13 protein-coding genes are annotated in these 13,736 nt (G+C 46.4%); 9 read left to right on the forward strand and 4 right to left on the reverse strand.

Features of this window, described 5'->3' with window-relative positions; translation table 11 throughout:
- Positions 1-24: 24 nt before the first annotated feature.
- The 3 genes from MKY87_RS27510 to MKY87_RS27520 form a co-directional block, all read right to left on the reverse strand.
- Entirely contained in the window at positions 25-537 is a 513-nt protein-coding gene (locus tag MKY87_RS27510) for an ADP-heptose synthase (protein ID WP_338593889.1), read from the reverse strand.
- Positions 538-857: 320 nt separating this feature from the next.
- Positions 858-1,301 (reverse strand): DUF441 domain-containing protein, encoded by a 444-nt coding sequence (locus tag MKY87_RS27515; RefSeq protein ID WP_062835986.1) that lies wholly within the window; start codon positions 1,299-1,301, stop codon positions 858-860.
- 5 nt (positions 1,302-1,306) lie between these two features.
- On the reverse strand, positions 1,307-2,305 hold the full coding sequence (locus MKY87_RS27520) for a YpdA family putative bacillithiol disulfide reductase (protein WP_338593890.1): 999 nt from the start codon (positions 2,303-2,305) through the stop codon (positions 1,307-1,309).
- 178 nt (positions 2,306-2,483) lie between these two features.
- Between MKY87_RS27520 and MKY87_RS27525 the strand changes: the two genes are divergently transcribed.
- The 6 genes from MKY87_RS27525 (at position 2,484) to MKY87_RS27550 (ending at position 7,725) form a co-directional block, all read left to right on the forward strand.
- A complete protein-coding gene (locus MKY87_RS27525) occupies positions 2,484-3,077 on the forward strand; it encodes a DUF2087 domain-containing protein (RefSeq protein WP_091034982.1) in 594 nt (197 codons plus the stop codon).
- 531 nt (positions 3,078-3,608) lie between these two features.
- Positions 3,609-4,634 carry a ribosome small subunit-dependent GTPase A gene (gene rsgA / locus MKY87_RS27530; protein WP_445669469.1) on the forward strand — a complete coding sequence of 342 codons (1,026 nt, stop codon included), beginning with the start codon at positions 3,609-3,611 and terminating at the stop codon, positions 4,632-4,634.
- Positions 4,635-4,690: 56 nt separating this feature from the next.
- Complete coding sequence (locus MKY87_RS27535; RefSeq protein WP_036609207.1) at positions 4,691-5,029, forward strand: L,D-transpeptidase; 339 nt, start codon at positions 4,691-4,693, stop codon at positions 5,027-5,029.
- Between the two features lie 113 nt (positions 5,030-5,142).
- The gene (locus MKY87_RS27540; RefSeq protein WP_340966955.1) at positions 5,143-5,679 is read left to right on the forward strand and encodes a GNAT family N-acetyltransferase; all 537 of its coding nucleotides are present in this window, start codon (positions 5,143-5,145) and stop codon (positions 5,677-5,679) included.
- A gap of 172 nt (positions 5,680-5,851) precedes the next feature.
- The gene (locus tag MKY87_RS27545; RefSeq protein WP_340966957.1) at positions 5,852-7,327 is read left to right on the forward strand and encodes an aldehyde dehydrogenase family protein; all 1,476 of its coding nucleotides are present in this window, start codon (positions 5,852-5,854) and stop codon (positions 7,325-7,327) included.
- A 245-nt stretch (positions 7,328-7,572) separates the two neighbouring features.
- Positions 7,573-7,725, forward strand: coding sequence for a hypothetical protein (locus MKY87_RS27550; RefSeq protein ID WP_164783094.1), 153 nt, complete (start codon positions 7,573-7,575; stop codon positions 7,723-7,725).
- A 122-nt stretch (positions 7,726-7,847) separates the two neighbouring features.
- On the opposite strand, the gene MKY87_RS27555 is transcribed toward MKY87_RS27550, so the two are convergent.
- The gene (locus tag MKY87_RS27555; RefSeq protein ID WP_074094612.1) at positions 7,848-8,087 is read right to left on the reverse strand and encodes a hypothetical protein; all 240 of its coding nucleotides are present in this window, start codon (positions 8,085-8,087) and stop codon (positions 7,848-7,850) included.
- 422 nt (positions 8,088-8,509) lie between these two features.
- Here MKY87_RS27555 and MKY87_RS27560 point away from each other — a divergent pair, with 422 nt between their 5' ends.
- Genes MKY87_RS27560 through MKY87_RS27570 form a run of 3 tightly spaced genes read left to right on the forward strand, consistent with a single transcriptional unit; the run spans position 8,510 to position 13,736 of the window.
- Positions 8,510-8,830, forward strand: a complete 321-nt coding sequence (locus tag MKY87_RS27560) for a hypothetical protein (RefSeq protein ID WP_074094613.1) — start codon at positions 8,510-8,512, stop codon at positions 8,828-8,830.
- A gap of 54 nt (positions 8,831-8,884) precedes the next feature.
- Complete coding sequence (essC, locus tag MKY87_RS27565; RefSeq protein WP_339784499.1) at positions 8,885-12,889, forward strand: type VII secretion protein EssC; 4,005 nt, start codon at positions 8,885-8,887, stop codon at positions 12,887-12,889.
- 16 nt (positions 12,890-12,905) lie between these two features.
- Positions 12,906-13,736: a hypothetical protein gene (locus MKY87_RS27570; RefSeq protein WP_074094615.1), complete on the forward strand. Its 831-nt coding sequence runs from the start codon at positions 12,906-12,908 to the stop codon at positions 13,734-13,736.

Consider the following 13,736-nt stretch of genomic DNA (forward strand, 5'->3'; position numbering starts at 1 on the left):
TTACTTACGTATTCATTGAGCCATTTATACCTGATCGAGAGGTTCATCATCCATCGCAAAATCAAAATCATCAATGTCAAATACCTGTACAGGTGATTCGGACTCAATTATGCGTGCGATCAGTTCAACCTGATCGGTGAGAATCGGGATACTCAGGCGATGAGATGTCAGCAGCAGTTCTGTTTCAATGGGATCGAAATACTCCCCGTACTGTGCCGTATCTATTGCATTGATAATGGCAACGGATACTTGGTCACCGAATAAAATGGAGGGGCTTTTGGCCCATGGAATAAGTAATGCACGCTCTATTTTTTTCTTATTCAGCGGTTCCTCGAAATAAGAAATCATTTCATTGATTTTGGATTTCACATGCTGATCATCTGCCGGGTTATCCATCATGGGATCAGGACTGGTCTGGAATTCATATAGCTCAAGGATGGTGGTATAAGGAACAATATATTCAACAGGCGCGGGCGGCGCTAGCAATTGACCGTAAATGGCCACCATCACGGCTTCTGTAATAAACTGACGTGACATGGTTCCTTAATCCTCCTGCGCCATTAATAGTTGCAAAGTGAATCTATACGTTTATGCAACAGCATAACCATAATAGTACGTGTTCAAATAGGACGGTTTTCAGTACCGAGAAGACATTTCGGCTGAATTCCATATTCGATGCTGAGGATGCCTCTAGGCATCCTTCGTAATCAAAAGCGGACTTTTTGAACAACCTCTAATATGCATTATTCTGCTGTAGACTCGTGTACATGATTTGCATGAATAGAAGTATATCACACAACGGTGGGAAATACAGCCAATCTGCATAGCATGTCAGGTCACAACCCTCACAACTTGAATCAGGATTTGCCCAGTAACAATGATAAAATTCCCGCCGCAATCAATGGCCCCACAGGTACACCCTTGAACAGGGCAACGCCAAGTACCGTTCCGATTAACAGCCCTGCAACGACAGTTGGCTGTGTACCCATCAGCGTAGCACCACGTCCTCCGAGATATGCCACGAGTAATCCTACGCCAATGGCGAGCAGTGATTTCCAGTGCAGGAAAGACTCACCGATCGTCTGCAGACTCATCTTGCCACTGGCAAGAGGTGCCATCACGCCAATGGTCAGAATGATAATGCCCAGTGTAAGTCCGTATTTTTCAAGCCATGGAAATGCCTGATTCAGGTTCAGGACTCGTAGCAACAGCAGAAATACCATCGCTACGGTCACAGGTGTGTTGCTGCTGATAATCCCGAGAGCCGCAAATCCGAGCAACAGCAGGGAAGTCATATCCATGGTTTTCATTTCCCTTCAATCTGTCCACGTTGTTTGCTAACGATATGTTCTGCAATGTAACGTCCATGCCAGCGCCCGGATTCAATAAAGACTTCATTGGCATTACGACCCGAAGCGATGACTCCGCCCACATATACACCAGGTACGCTACTTTCCATCGTTTGTGCATCATATAGAGGTTTATCCATATCATCAGACATTTCCACACCTACCGATGTGAGTAGTTGACGATCTGGACGGAAACCGGTCATTGCCAGCACAAAGTCATTATCCAGTTCCCGAGTGGAACCATCCGTGTGTATCAGACGAATCGAATCATCCAGTATTTCATTCACGCGTGATTCCAGGTGTAGTGTGATACGACCTTTTGTCACCATGCTCTCGAATAACGGACGTACCCATGGTTTAATATGCTGGGACAGACCGTTGCCGCGATAAACCATATCAATATGAGCTCCGACCCGAACCAATTCCATGGCCGCATCCACGGCGGAGTTGCTTCCGCCAATAATGGCGACACGTGTACGGGTATAAGGGTGGGCTTCCCGGAAGTAATGAGTTACTTTATCTTTATCTTCTCCAGGGATACCCAGATAGTTAGGATGGTCAAAATAACCGGTAGCCACAACTACATTGCGTCCAACATGTACGATGGCCTCCCCGCGGCGATTGAGCGTATGTACCTCAAACGTACCATCATCCTTGCGTTTAATTTCACGGGCTTCTTCATAGTTATGAACACGCAGACCAAAATGTTCGGCTACCCTGCGATAATAGGCAAGTGCTTCATAACGAAACGGTTTATCATTAGGTGTGCTGAACGGAACGTTTCCGATCTCAAGCAGCTCGGCTGTGCTGAAAAACTGCATATGGGTTGGATACAGATAAATAGATTGAACGATATTGTATTTCTCAACGATCACAGCGGACAGTCCCAGCCGCTCACATTCAATGGCAGCAGACAGACCGCATGGGCCTCCGCCAATAATAATGACATCTTCCATGTTCTTAATCCTCCTTATTTCAAGCAATATAATCCTACCGTAAATAACGAGCCAATGCCAGTTCAAGCGTGAGTTTAACTCAGACAAGTTTAATTGAATCCAAAGGAGTTGACGTAGAGAGAGGAAAAGATTAATATCAAATTAGATATTTATCTAATTGAAAGTGAGATGAACGATGATGCAGCTGGAGAAAATTGTGGCTTATCATAAAGCGTTGGCTGACCCGACCCGGCTCCGCATGCTGCTGTTGCTGGCACAGGGTGAACTGCACGGACAGGCACTTGCCGAACGGCTGAATCTGTCACAGCCAACCGTGACACATCATGCATCCAAGCTGAGAGAGGCGGCGCTGATTAAGGAACGACGGGAGAAAAATACAGTGTATTTCACACTCAATCCTTCGTTTATCCGCGAGAATGCACAGGCTTCGGTTGATTTTATTTTTAAGCGAGAGGAGGTTACGGATATGAGTGATGTGAACGAAACATTGAAAGCGTCGGTCATGAGAAATTTTTTCTCCAAAGATGGGCGACTGCGTCAGATTCCGGCTCAATACAAGAAAAAACTGATTGTACTTGGTCATCTGGTCGAGCAGCTTGAATTTGGTCGGAAGTATACGGAGAAAGAAATCAATACATTTATAAAACAATACCATGAAGACTTTGCCACGATTCGGCGGGAATTTATCATGCATCAGTTCATGTATCGGGAAGAGGAGATCTATGAATTGAATCCGAAGGAGATGTGGACACGCTGGGATCAGGTCAAATAAAGTAGACGGGTAAAAATAGTTTGGGCTTGACAACTGCAAAGCTCAGTGTGTAACATAATGGATAATTCTACAAGGGAGGCGATTGTTTATGACAAACTTAAATGCAGTATACGTTAATTTGAATATGAACAGCGTCTCCGGAACGGATCAAAGCATGTAATTTTGCGTTAGCTGGATAGCAGTATCCATTGTAACGTGAAGTATGACATGCTCAGATGAAGCCACGGGTGACGCACCCGTGGCTTTTTTGTTTGCCAATAAAAGGGTGTTCCTGAATTGTTTATTATCGGAGGGTTAAGTACTCTATCCGGTATATCTACGAGAAGGGATGATCTTTATTCAGCTAACTACTTATTGCCGCGGGTGTACTTCTACTCGTGGTTTTTTGTTTTGATCTGGACCGGAGATAATTGTTCACTCGGCTTGAATGAAGTAAACAAACTTATTTTGGGAGGAATTTTTATTTTAGATAATCATATTGAGAAGTACGGCTGGTCTGCAAAGTGGCAGAAACTGTGGCAAGAGACAGGAATGGAAGAGCAGGAGAAAAAGCCAGCCAGAATTATCGCAGACCATGGACATCTGCAACGTTTGGTTACAGAAGAGGGCGAATGCTGGGGAAGAATATCAGGCCGAATGCGTCATGATAGTCTGGAGACCAGCTTGGTACCAGCGGTTGGAGATTGGGTGGCGATTACAGGTCAGGCAGGTGAAGAAGCAATTATTCACAATCTGGTGCCACGTCAGAGCAGGGTATCAAGGCAGGCGGCAGGTCCAGTGACCAAGGAACAATTAATCGCCGCAAACGTAGATACACTGTTAATCGTGGCTGCACTTAATCATGATTTTAACCTTAGACGACTCGAAAGATACGTGATGATGGCTTGGAATGGTGGCGTAATGCCGGTCATTGTCTTGAGCAAAAGTGATCTATGCAACAATGTGGAAGAACAGATCCGAAGTGTAGAAGGAATTGCTCCAGGCGTTGAAGTACTTGCAATATCTGCAGTGGAGGGGCAAGGAAAATCCTTACTGGAACGATATTTGCAGCCAGGGTTGACTGTTGCGCTCACAGGATCTTCTGGCAGTGGCAAGTCTACGCTGGTGAACTGGATGATGGGTGAGGATGTGCAGCTTACACAATCCGTCCGCGAGGGAGACAGCCGTGGGAGACATACGACAACACACCGGGAGATGTTTGTTCTTCCACAGGGAGCCGTATTGATCGATACTCCAGGAATGCGGGAGCTTAATCTCTGGGATGAAGGCAATGATGGGCTGTCGCATGCGTTTGGAGAAATTGAGGAGCTTGCGGCCACGTGCAGATTTCTGGATTGCAGTCATACACGGGAAGCCGGATGTGCAGTGAAAGAGGCCATACAGGATGGTTCATTGGATGAAAAAAGACTGAATAATTATCTGAAAATGCAAAAGGAATTGCAATATCAGCAACGCAAGGAAGAAGTGGCATCGAGAAGACGTACCGCCTCCAGCAAACCGGCCAATAGTCGTAAACCCAAGCACTCCCGTAGTGTGAAAGAGTGGGAGGAAGCCTGAAATCAGGCGGGCATCATCCGGCACCTTGCATAAGATAGGTCAGGAGGGATGTCATTATGCCGGATTACAGGATTATTGTAGATCTGTCTGACCACATGTTATATCTTCTGGATGGCAATCAGGTGATTAAGGGATATCCCGTGGGTACTGGCAAGATGCTCACACAGACTCCAAACGGGGAGTTTACTATTATTAACAAACAATCCAATCCAGGTGGGCCATTTGGCGTGTTCTGGATGGGACTGTCTGCTCCCCATTATGGCATACATGGAACCAATGAGCCTTGGTCAATTGGCAAATCCGTCTCCCATGGTTGTATACGCATGTACAACTCGGATGTACTGGATCTGTCTTCCAAGGTATCTGTAGGCACGAGAGTAACGATCCGGCCGTAGGGCCGGATTTTACTTTATAAGAGGTAGTTCAATGGATCAATTTGGAATTATAGAAAGAAGAACATATAATATGGTAAAACTATGGAAGTTACGAGAGAAAGCGAGTGATAGCTATGCTGATCAGGCTGGCGCGTGAAGGAGATGCGCAAGGTATAGCCCATGTACATACAGAGAGTTGGAAGACAACGTATCGGGGAATTGTGCCCGACAATTTTTTGGATCATTTGACTATAGAATCAAGATTGTCCCAGTGGGAGAAGACCATTCGTTCTGGCGAAAAGGATCAGATTCTGGTGGTAGCTGAACAAGATGATGGGAACATTGTCGGATTTGCGTGTGGGGGTAAGGAGCGTGAAGGCAAATTACCTTATGATGGAGAGTTGTACGCTATATATTTGCTGAAGGAAGTGCAACAAACGGGGATAGGTCAGCAACTGGCGACACATGTCGTTCATCATCTGCAGACCCACAATATGAAACGTTTGATCATATGGGCTTTGGAGCGTAATTCAGCTTGCCGCTTCTATGAAAAGATGGGAGGCACTCCAGTCCAGAAACAGTCCCTCCGCATTGGTGGTCAAGATCTGATCGAAGTTGGCTACGGATGGGAAGACTTGAGCCTCTTTGGAGAGAAGAGCCTGCCCGAATGATGAAAGACGTGCAGATGGCGACAGAATTCGGTGGGTTGTATTGTTTCCTTAAGCTTAAAGAATGGAAGAGCTAATTCAGAACTGCACGTTTGCGTAATTCTGAACAAGGTTAATGATGTATTACACCGTTATGCAGGTGTGACATCTAATCTTGATCAGGAGGCGTATTCACATGACTTTAATGGACACCGAACATACAACATGGACGAAACAATATATTAATGGCAGTTGGGTAGATGGCTCCGGTGAGAAAACAATGGAGAATATCAATCCTTATACGGGAGAAGTCATTGCTACATGGCGCTCTTCCAATAAGAATGACATAGATCAGGCTTATGAGTCAGCTCAGAAAAATTCGATTGAATGGGCGAAGTCTTTGCCCGCTGCGAAAGAAGAGGTATTGCGTAAAGTTTCATCCCTGATGACAGAGCGAAAAGAGGAGATTATTCAGCTGCTGATCACGGAATCCGGGAGTACCCGAATCAAATCGGAGGCGGAGTTTGCAGCGGCTAAACGCATTGTGGATGAAGCATCATCTTTTCCTTATCGCATGAAGGGTGAGATTATTCCGTCCAATACTCCTGGCAAAGAGAACCGTGTGGTTCGCGAGCCGAAGGGAGTGATTGGTGTTATCGGGCCGTGGAACTTCCCTTTGCATCTATGCCTTCGATCTGTAGCTCCAGCGATTGCCCTTGGTAATGGTGTGGTGATTAAACCAGCATCGGACACTCCAATTACGGCAGGCTGGCTCATTGCCGATTTGTTTGAACAAGCCGGTCTGCCTGAGGGCGTGTTGAATGTTGTTGCCGGAAGTGGCAGCGAGATCGGGGATTACTTTGTCGCTCATCCGGTTCCCAAAGTAATTTCATTTACGGGTTCCACAGAAGTTGGACAGGGGATCGGTAAACTGGCGGGTGAACATTTAAAAGAAACGGCACTCGAACTAGGCGGCAACAACGCCATGGTTGTGCTGGAAGATGCGGACATTGAACGTGCTGCCGAAGCCGCGGTCTTTGGCAAGTTTCTGCATCAGGGACAGATCTGCATGGCTTTGAATCGTATCATTGTGCATGACGATATTTACGACCAATTCGTCGATTCATTTGTTGCCAAAACGAAGAATGTCCAGGCAGGTGATCCGGCTGATGCCAAAACACTCGTGGGTCCTCTCATTCGGGAAAAAGAGGTAACACGATTGCTGGAGCTTGTGAACAAAGCCAAGGCCGAAGGTGCACGGTTATTGCTCGGGGGAACCAGTAAAGGCAGCGTGCTATCTCCTACTATACTTGCCGATGTTAAACCTAAACAGGATATCGTGCAGCAGGAATTGTTTGGCCCTGTGGCAGTGATCATGAAGGCTCATGATGAACAGGAAGCTGTTCGTTTGGCAAATGATACTCCTTATGGACTTAGTGGTTCCGTATTCACCAAAGATCTGAATCGAGGATATCAGGTTGCCCAGCGCATTGAATCGGGTATGGTGCATGTAAATGATCAGTCTGTGAACGATGAAGCGCATGTGATGTTTGGCGGTGAAAAAGCTTCAGGGATTGGACGTTTCGGTGGGGATTGGGCCATTGAGAAGTTTACACGTACGCGTTGGATCAGCATTCAGCACCAATATCGGGAATATCCGGGAGTGAAATAAGTCGAAAAAGGGTGAACTGGCAGAGGCATTTATGGATGATTAGAATGGGCTGCAAAAAGATCGACAAATCATGCGAAAGTCCGTCTCCAGCTTGGTGGGACGGGCTTTTTGCACAATTTTACACCGCAGCAAAATACGGCTTAATATAAGAACGGAAAAGCTGTTTGGGGCTGACGCTATCTGGTTATTTATGGATACACGGAAGAATCGATCCGTAAATCCAATGGCAAAGGGGCTTTAAATTCATGTCCATTGACCGCTTTATTCTGAGGAAACTGAATACCTGTCAGGAAGAACATACACGTGCCAATTTGGTTCGGCTGTTTGTCATTCGTATTCGTAAAGCCGAGATTGCGGAAGAACATGATGCCGCCTATGTCCTGAGCAAACTGCACTGAGTGATGGCTGATAATAATTGCGATCCGCTGTTAACGTGTATACAACTCAAAAAAGGAAGCTTGTCTATAACGACAGCTTCCTTTTTGATGTCTTGTAATGAATGTGTCTTGGGTGACTCCTTTTAATATAAGGATAAAGCAAGGGAGTCGTTTTCACTTCGACTGTGGAGAATGGCTTCTCCATTAACAATCTCAATACTAATTAAAGAATGCAGACATTTTTGAATGGCGCGTTTACCGTTGCTAATTTTATGCTCCAGAGCACTGCTAAGCAATCTTAATGTCTTCTGCATAGGTTGTTTGTTTTCTTGATTAAAATATACAGGGATTGATTTGTTTTGAAAGGTTATTAGGGTTCTCACTTGAAATCACCTCACGGTTGTTATTTCATACAGCTAATATTAAATTCCAATGCTTAAAATTACCTTAAAATCAGCTTATGAAAACATAAAGGTGGGTAATGTTTGAAAAGTGTTCACAATTCAATTGTGAGCGAAGGAATAAAAGTCCTGAAAAACGAAAATTAATTACCATTTAAATGGAACAAAAAACGAAAATTTTCGTATCCTCGCAATATTTAATTGCATAACTGCCACGAAAGTTCTGAGTCGAATGTACGATATTTTAATATATACGTGGGTCATATGTAACAAAATTACAGGTGGTACATTGCAAACAGGGTGTTTATGTAAGAAAATAGGGTTGATATAACGATTCATTCTCTTTTTTTTGATTTAATCTGACATTAGGACAATTTACATATGAGACCATGGGAGGGATTCGGATGATTCTAACCGTGTATTCCGGCCGCGAGGAAGGAGAATGGTTCGACATCGATGTTCCGGACGAATGTACCATTGAACATTTGAAGACATTACTCGGCGTTCGCATTTTTGGACAGGCACCAGGCGACGGCATTCAGTACATCCTTGAAGCCAAGTTTCCGGAAGGTCTGTGGTTTTCTCCACAGAACGCACAGCAGTTAATGGAAACAGGGCTGAGGCAAGGCAGTTGCGTACGTGTCCAGCGGGCTTTTTCAACGACTTCGGAAGAAGCGCCTGTATATGGAAGACGTTCATTGTTTCAACAGGACAGCAACGAATAGGGCTTTTGAACGTATACATTCATTATTGAACGAACTAAAGGAGGTCTTCTCTTCGTGAATGTGTTATATCAGCGTTCTCCAAGAATGACACCGGTTCTCAAGGAAGAGAGACTCGAAATACTCAGGCCTCCAACAGAACCGAGCAAACCCACGTTTTCCATGATATCCATTATTGTGCCGATCATGATGACCATGGTCAGCATTGGTTTCTACGTATATATCAATATGACCGGCAAAATGGGCAACAGCAATTATATGATGTTTCAGATGATGACGGTCATGATGATGCTTACTTCTTACACCATTCCATTCTTCGTGTATCTGAGCAACAAGAAATCATATCGCAAAAAATTGGAAGAACGAAAAACAATGTATCTTGCCCAACTGGACAAACACCGTGAAGAACTGAAAGAAGCTCAGGCGGAGCAAGTGAAGAGCCTGTACGAAATTCATGGTGATCCGGGTGTGTGTCTTCAAGTGGTGAAGAACCGGAACAGTTCCTTGTGGGAACGTTCACCAGAGGATGATGATTTCCTTCAGGTTCGCATTGGTACGGGAGAGATTCCATTCCGCATCAAACTTCAGGTACCGCGGATTGATGGATACGAGAAGGACGAGCTGATTGAAGCGGCCCATGAACTTGCGGCTGAATTCCAGACGGTACCGGATGCTTCCATTACATTGCCTTTGTTCCAATCGAAGGTTATGGGACTTGTCGGTGATCGGGAGGAAGTGCTTGCTTCCCTGCGAGTCATCATCTCACAGCTGACGGTACGCCATTCCCCGGATGAATTGAAGCTTGCTGCTTTCTATGAAGAAAAGGACAGCAAGGAATGGGATTGGCTTCGCTGGATGCCCCATATCTGGGATGAAGACCAAGGACAACGCTATATGGCCGACAGGCACAGCGGTGCGCATCAATTAGCGGACAGCTTGTTTTCCGTGTTGAACCGGCGTCGTAACAATAAGGAAGACCGTTACAAGAAAAGCGTACAAACGCCATGTTACGTTGTAATTCTCTCCGATACGCAATTGATTGAAGAAGAACCGTTACTCCCCTTGTTGCTGGAATCGGCTCAGGAAATTGATGTATGCACTATCATACTGGCTAATCGCAAGGAGTCTCTGCCGATGCATTGTCAGTTGATTATGGATGCCTCCAAGGGCAAAGGGGTGTATATCAAAAAAACGGAAGATGCAGATGTTATTCAACAAACGTACAAGCCTGATGTGATCTCGAAGGAGATGGCAGAGGCACTCTCCCGTTATATGTCACCGATCCGGTTAAAGCGGTCATCTGCTTCAGATATCCCACAAGTGCTTCCATTATTCGATATGCTGAGCACATCACGCGTGGAAGATTTGGATGTGGTGTCCAGGTGGGGACAGACGAGATATCCTGATACGCTGCCTGTACCAATGGGTGTCCGAGCTGGCGGCAAAAAAATTGCGATAAACCTGCATGACAAAATTGAACGTCAGGGTCATGGTCCCCATGGTCTGATTGCAGGTACAACCGGTTCAGGTAAAAGTGAAGTCATCCAGTCCATCGTAGCTTCACTCGCTGCTGAATTCCATCCACATGATCTGGCTTTCATGCTGATTGACTATAAAGGTGGCGGAATGTCCAATACATTTGTTGATCTGCCTCATGTGGTGGGGACGATCACCAATCTGGATGGAAATCTGATCGAGCGGGCAAATATCTCACTTCGGGCCGAACTGGTCAGAAGGCAAAAAATATTAAATGATGCGGGAAACCTCCAGCATATTGATGAATATTACAAGATTCTGCGCTCCAGACATGAACAGCCACTTCCACATCTGGTTATTATCATTGACGAGTTTGCTCAATTGAAGCGGGACCAGCCGGAGTTCATGGATGAATTGATCAGTATCGCGGCCATTGGCCGGACACTTGGGGTTCATCTAATTCTGGCAACCCAAAAGCCAGCTGGTGTTGTAGACGATAAAATATGGAGTAATTCGCGCTTCCGGATCTGCCTTCGCGTACAAAGTGAGGGAGATAGCAGGGACATGATCAAGATTCCAAATGCTGCATGGATTACAAAGCCTGGTCGTGGATATTTCCAGGTTGGTAGTGATGAAGTGTTTGAAGAAATGCAATTTGCCTGGAGTGGTGCACCTTATAACCAGCAGGAGGATTCAACAACGGTATTGCCTGTTATGGAAGTGCGCCTGAACGGTAAGCGGGAGCCTCTGTTAACCGGAGAGCGCAGAGCCGTTCTCAAAGGTGAAGATGTTCCGAAACAGCTTCAGGTATTTATTGATTATGTTGCGAAGTCTGCAGCGGATGCGGGTATCCGTCGTTTGCCAGGACCATGGTTGCCACCTTTACCAGAGACATTGGAATGGGAAGGTCTTCAGGAATGGCAGGAAGAAGAGAATCGGGATCTGCTGCTTGATGGCGGGGCGAGTGGTCTGAAACCACTGGTAGGTTTGCTGGATGATCTCCCGAATCAGCGCCAACAACCGCTTGCATTGCCTGTAGATCAAGGCCATCTGGTCGTGTACGGTATGCCAGGACTGGGCAAAACAACATTTGTTCAGACCTTGCTTATGTCTCTGGCCCGTTCCCACAGAACTGAGCCTTGGCATGGTTACATTATCGACATGGGCCGCATGATGAAGGACTTTGCAGCACTACCTCAGATCGGTGGCGTGATGATGGCTGAAGAGGAAGACCGGATCAAGCGGTTATTCCGCTATATTCTCAAGCTGTCAGCACAACGCAAAGATATCATCTCGGAGGCGGGTGTTAAAACGATTTCGGCGTACCGCCGGACAGCTCACGCGGCTGTACCGCAGGTTGTGGTCGTTATTGATGGTTATCTTTCATTCCGCAATGCCTATCCGGAAGAAAATGAACTTCTGGAGACGATCCTGCGTGAAGGCGGAAGTTTGGGTATCACCTTTGTGCTCACTGCCAATCGGGTAACCGATGTATTTGAAAAATTCAGAAGCAATATTCCCAATGCGGTTTCATTTGAGTTATCCGATCCAAGCGATTATTATTATGCCGTGGGAAGACCTTCCAAGGCACCAAGTCAACTTCCGCCAGGAAGAGGTCTGGTCAAAGGCCAAGTGCCTCCATTAATGTTCCAGGCGGCATTGCCTTCTTCCGGGGCAGATGAGGGCAAGCGTTCATCGGCACTGCGCCGTACGATTGCTGAGATTCGCCAAGGCTGGACAGGGGAAGAAGCGCCGCAGATTGCTCCACTTCCGGAAGAGATCAAACTCAAGGATCTGCTCATTCGGACAGGATCATATGGTCAGGCTTGGGATACATCGTCTGTAACTGTCCCTGTGGGACTGCTTACGGATGATCTGGAACCATTCCAGCTTAATCTGCGTGAAGGTCCGCATTTCATGGTAACGAGTCCGATGGAAGGCGGTAAAACAACATTTTTGTTGACATGGATGTTATCACTGGCTTATCATGCTTCTCCGGAAGCTGTACAAATATACACAGTAGATATGCGTTATGGCTCAGGTGGGCTGGGGGAAATCAGCAGTTTGCCCCATGTCCGTGGACATGTATCGCGAGAAGAACAGCTTGCACCTGTGATTCAACAGTTGTACGATGAAGTTCTGAAAAGAGGCGAGATTTCCGGTGGACCGGAACTTGTGCTCGTCATCGACGATGCGGACACCTTGTCCAAGCAGCTAAACGATTTTAATGTAAAAGATCAATTGGGAGCGATTGTTCGTCAAGGAAGGGATCGCGGTGTACACGTGATTCTATCCGGAGTTCCGGCAGACTTTCCAACCTTTGGTTCTGACTGGGTAACGGATGTGAAGGCTTCCCAGAGCGGAATGCTGTTCGGGACTTTAGACCCTAACGATCTCTCGTTCTTCCGTATACCTTATTCCGAATCTGGAGGTAGTTCAGGTGGGCTGAAGGTACTGCCTCCGGGTCAAGGTTATTATGTAAAACGTAAATATTCCAGGGTTAAAGGTGCAGTTCCATGTGATGACAGCTGGAAAATGACCGATTGGATTTCTGAAATTCGTGACCGATGGCATGTTGTAGTTTGAGGGGAGGTGGCTCATAATGTTGACGGTTCATGATTCTAAGCAAAAGGTAGTCACGTTGCAAACAAAGGAACTTTTTTTCCTGGCTGGTATTCTCGGTTCAGACCGACTGCTTGGTGTGGAAGATCCGTTTCGCGGCTATATGGCGGAGGATATCGCGATGGAGTGGGAGCGTGTCAAAACCTCCCTGCTTGACAAAGGATATCTGATTCGGGATCAGGATACCGATGAGCTGATCATGACACCGACCGTTTTCTCGAGGGTAGCCATTGCCGGATTGTCCGACAGAGCTTGTTGGATTCGCTACACGATCAACAGCAAGTCGTATGAGAGTTATATCCATTGCACGGATGAGCGGGTCGTTGAAGTTTCCCGTGTTGACGACGTACCGGACTCGTTCCGGCTCAGCGATCTGGGAAGTGTTCGTGAAGCCATTGATGTTCTGATAGAGCGGATGAAATGGAGCGGCCATTCTCCTGCGGAGAAACCGGCCCTAATGTGCTCCAAGAAAAAATTTTATGATGTCATGAATGAGCTCGAAAACAGCGGGGTACAGACCGTAGCAGAGGAACTCGAACAGGAGACAAGTGATCCTGAGGGCTCACTTGCACTGGCACGCTGTCTGGTGGGTAAGGAGTCAGACGGGGAGCTTAGGTTGCTCGTATGGAATGAAGATGGGTGGAAGTCGCAGTCCGCAGCCTTTGCTGCAAGTGCGGTATCCAACTGGTTGTTCCGGATGAGCACTGCGGCTTCAGATGATTGGCTAGTTGCAGCACTGACGACTAGAGAACAGTTTCACGAGATGCTGCTGGACTGGCTTAAACAGCCTGCAGGGGAAGAGGAAAGGTGA

The organism is Paenibacillus sp. FSL R7-0198 (assembly GCF_038000415.1).
Taxonomy (GTDB): Bacteria; Bacillota; Bacilli; order Paenibacillales; family Paenibacillaceae; genus Paenibacillus.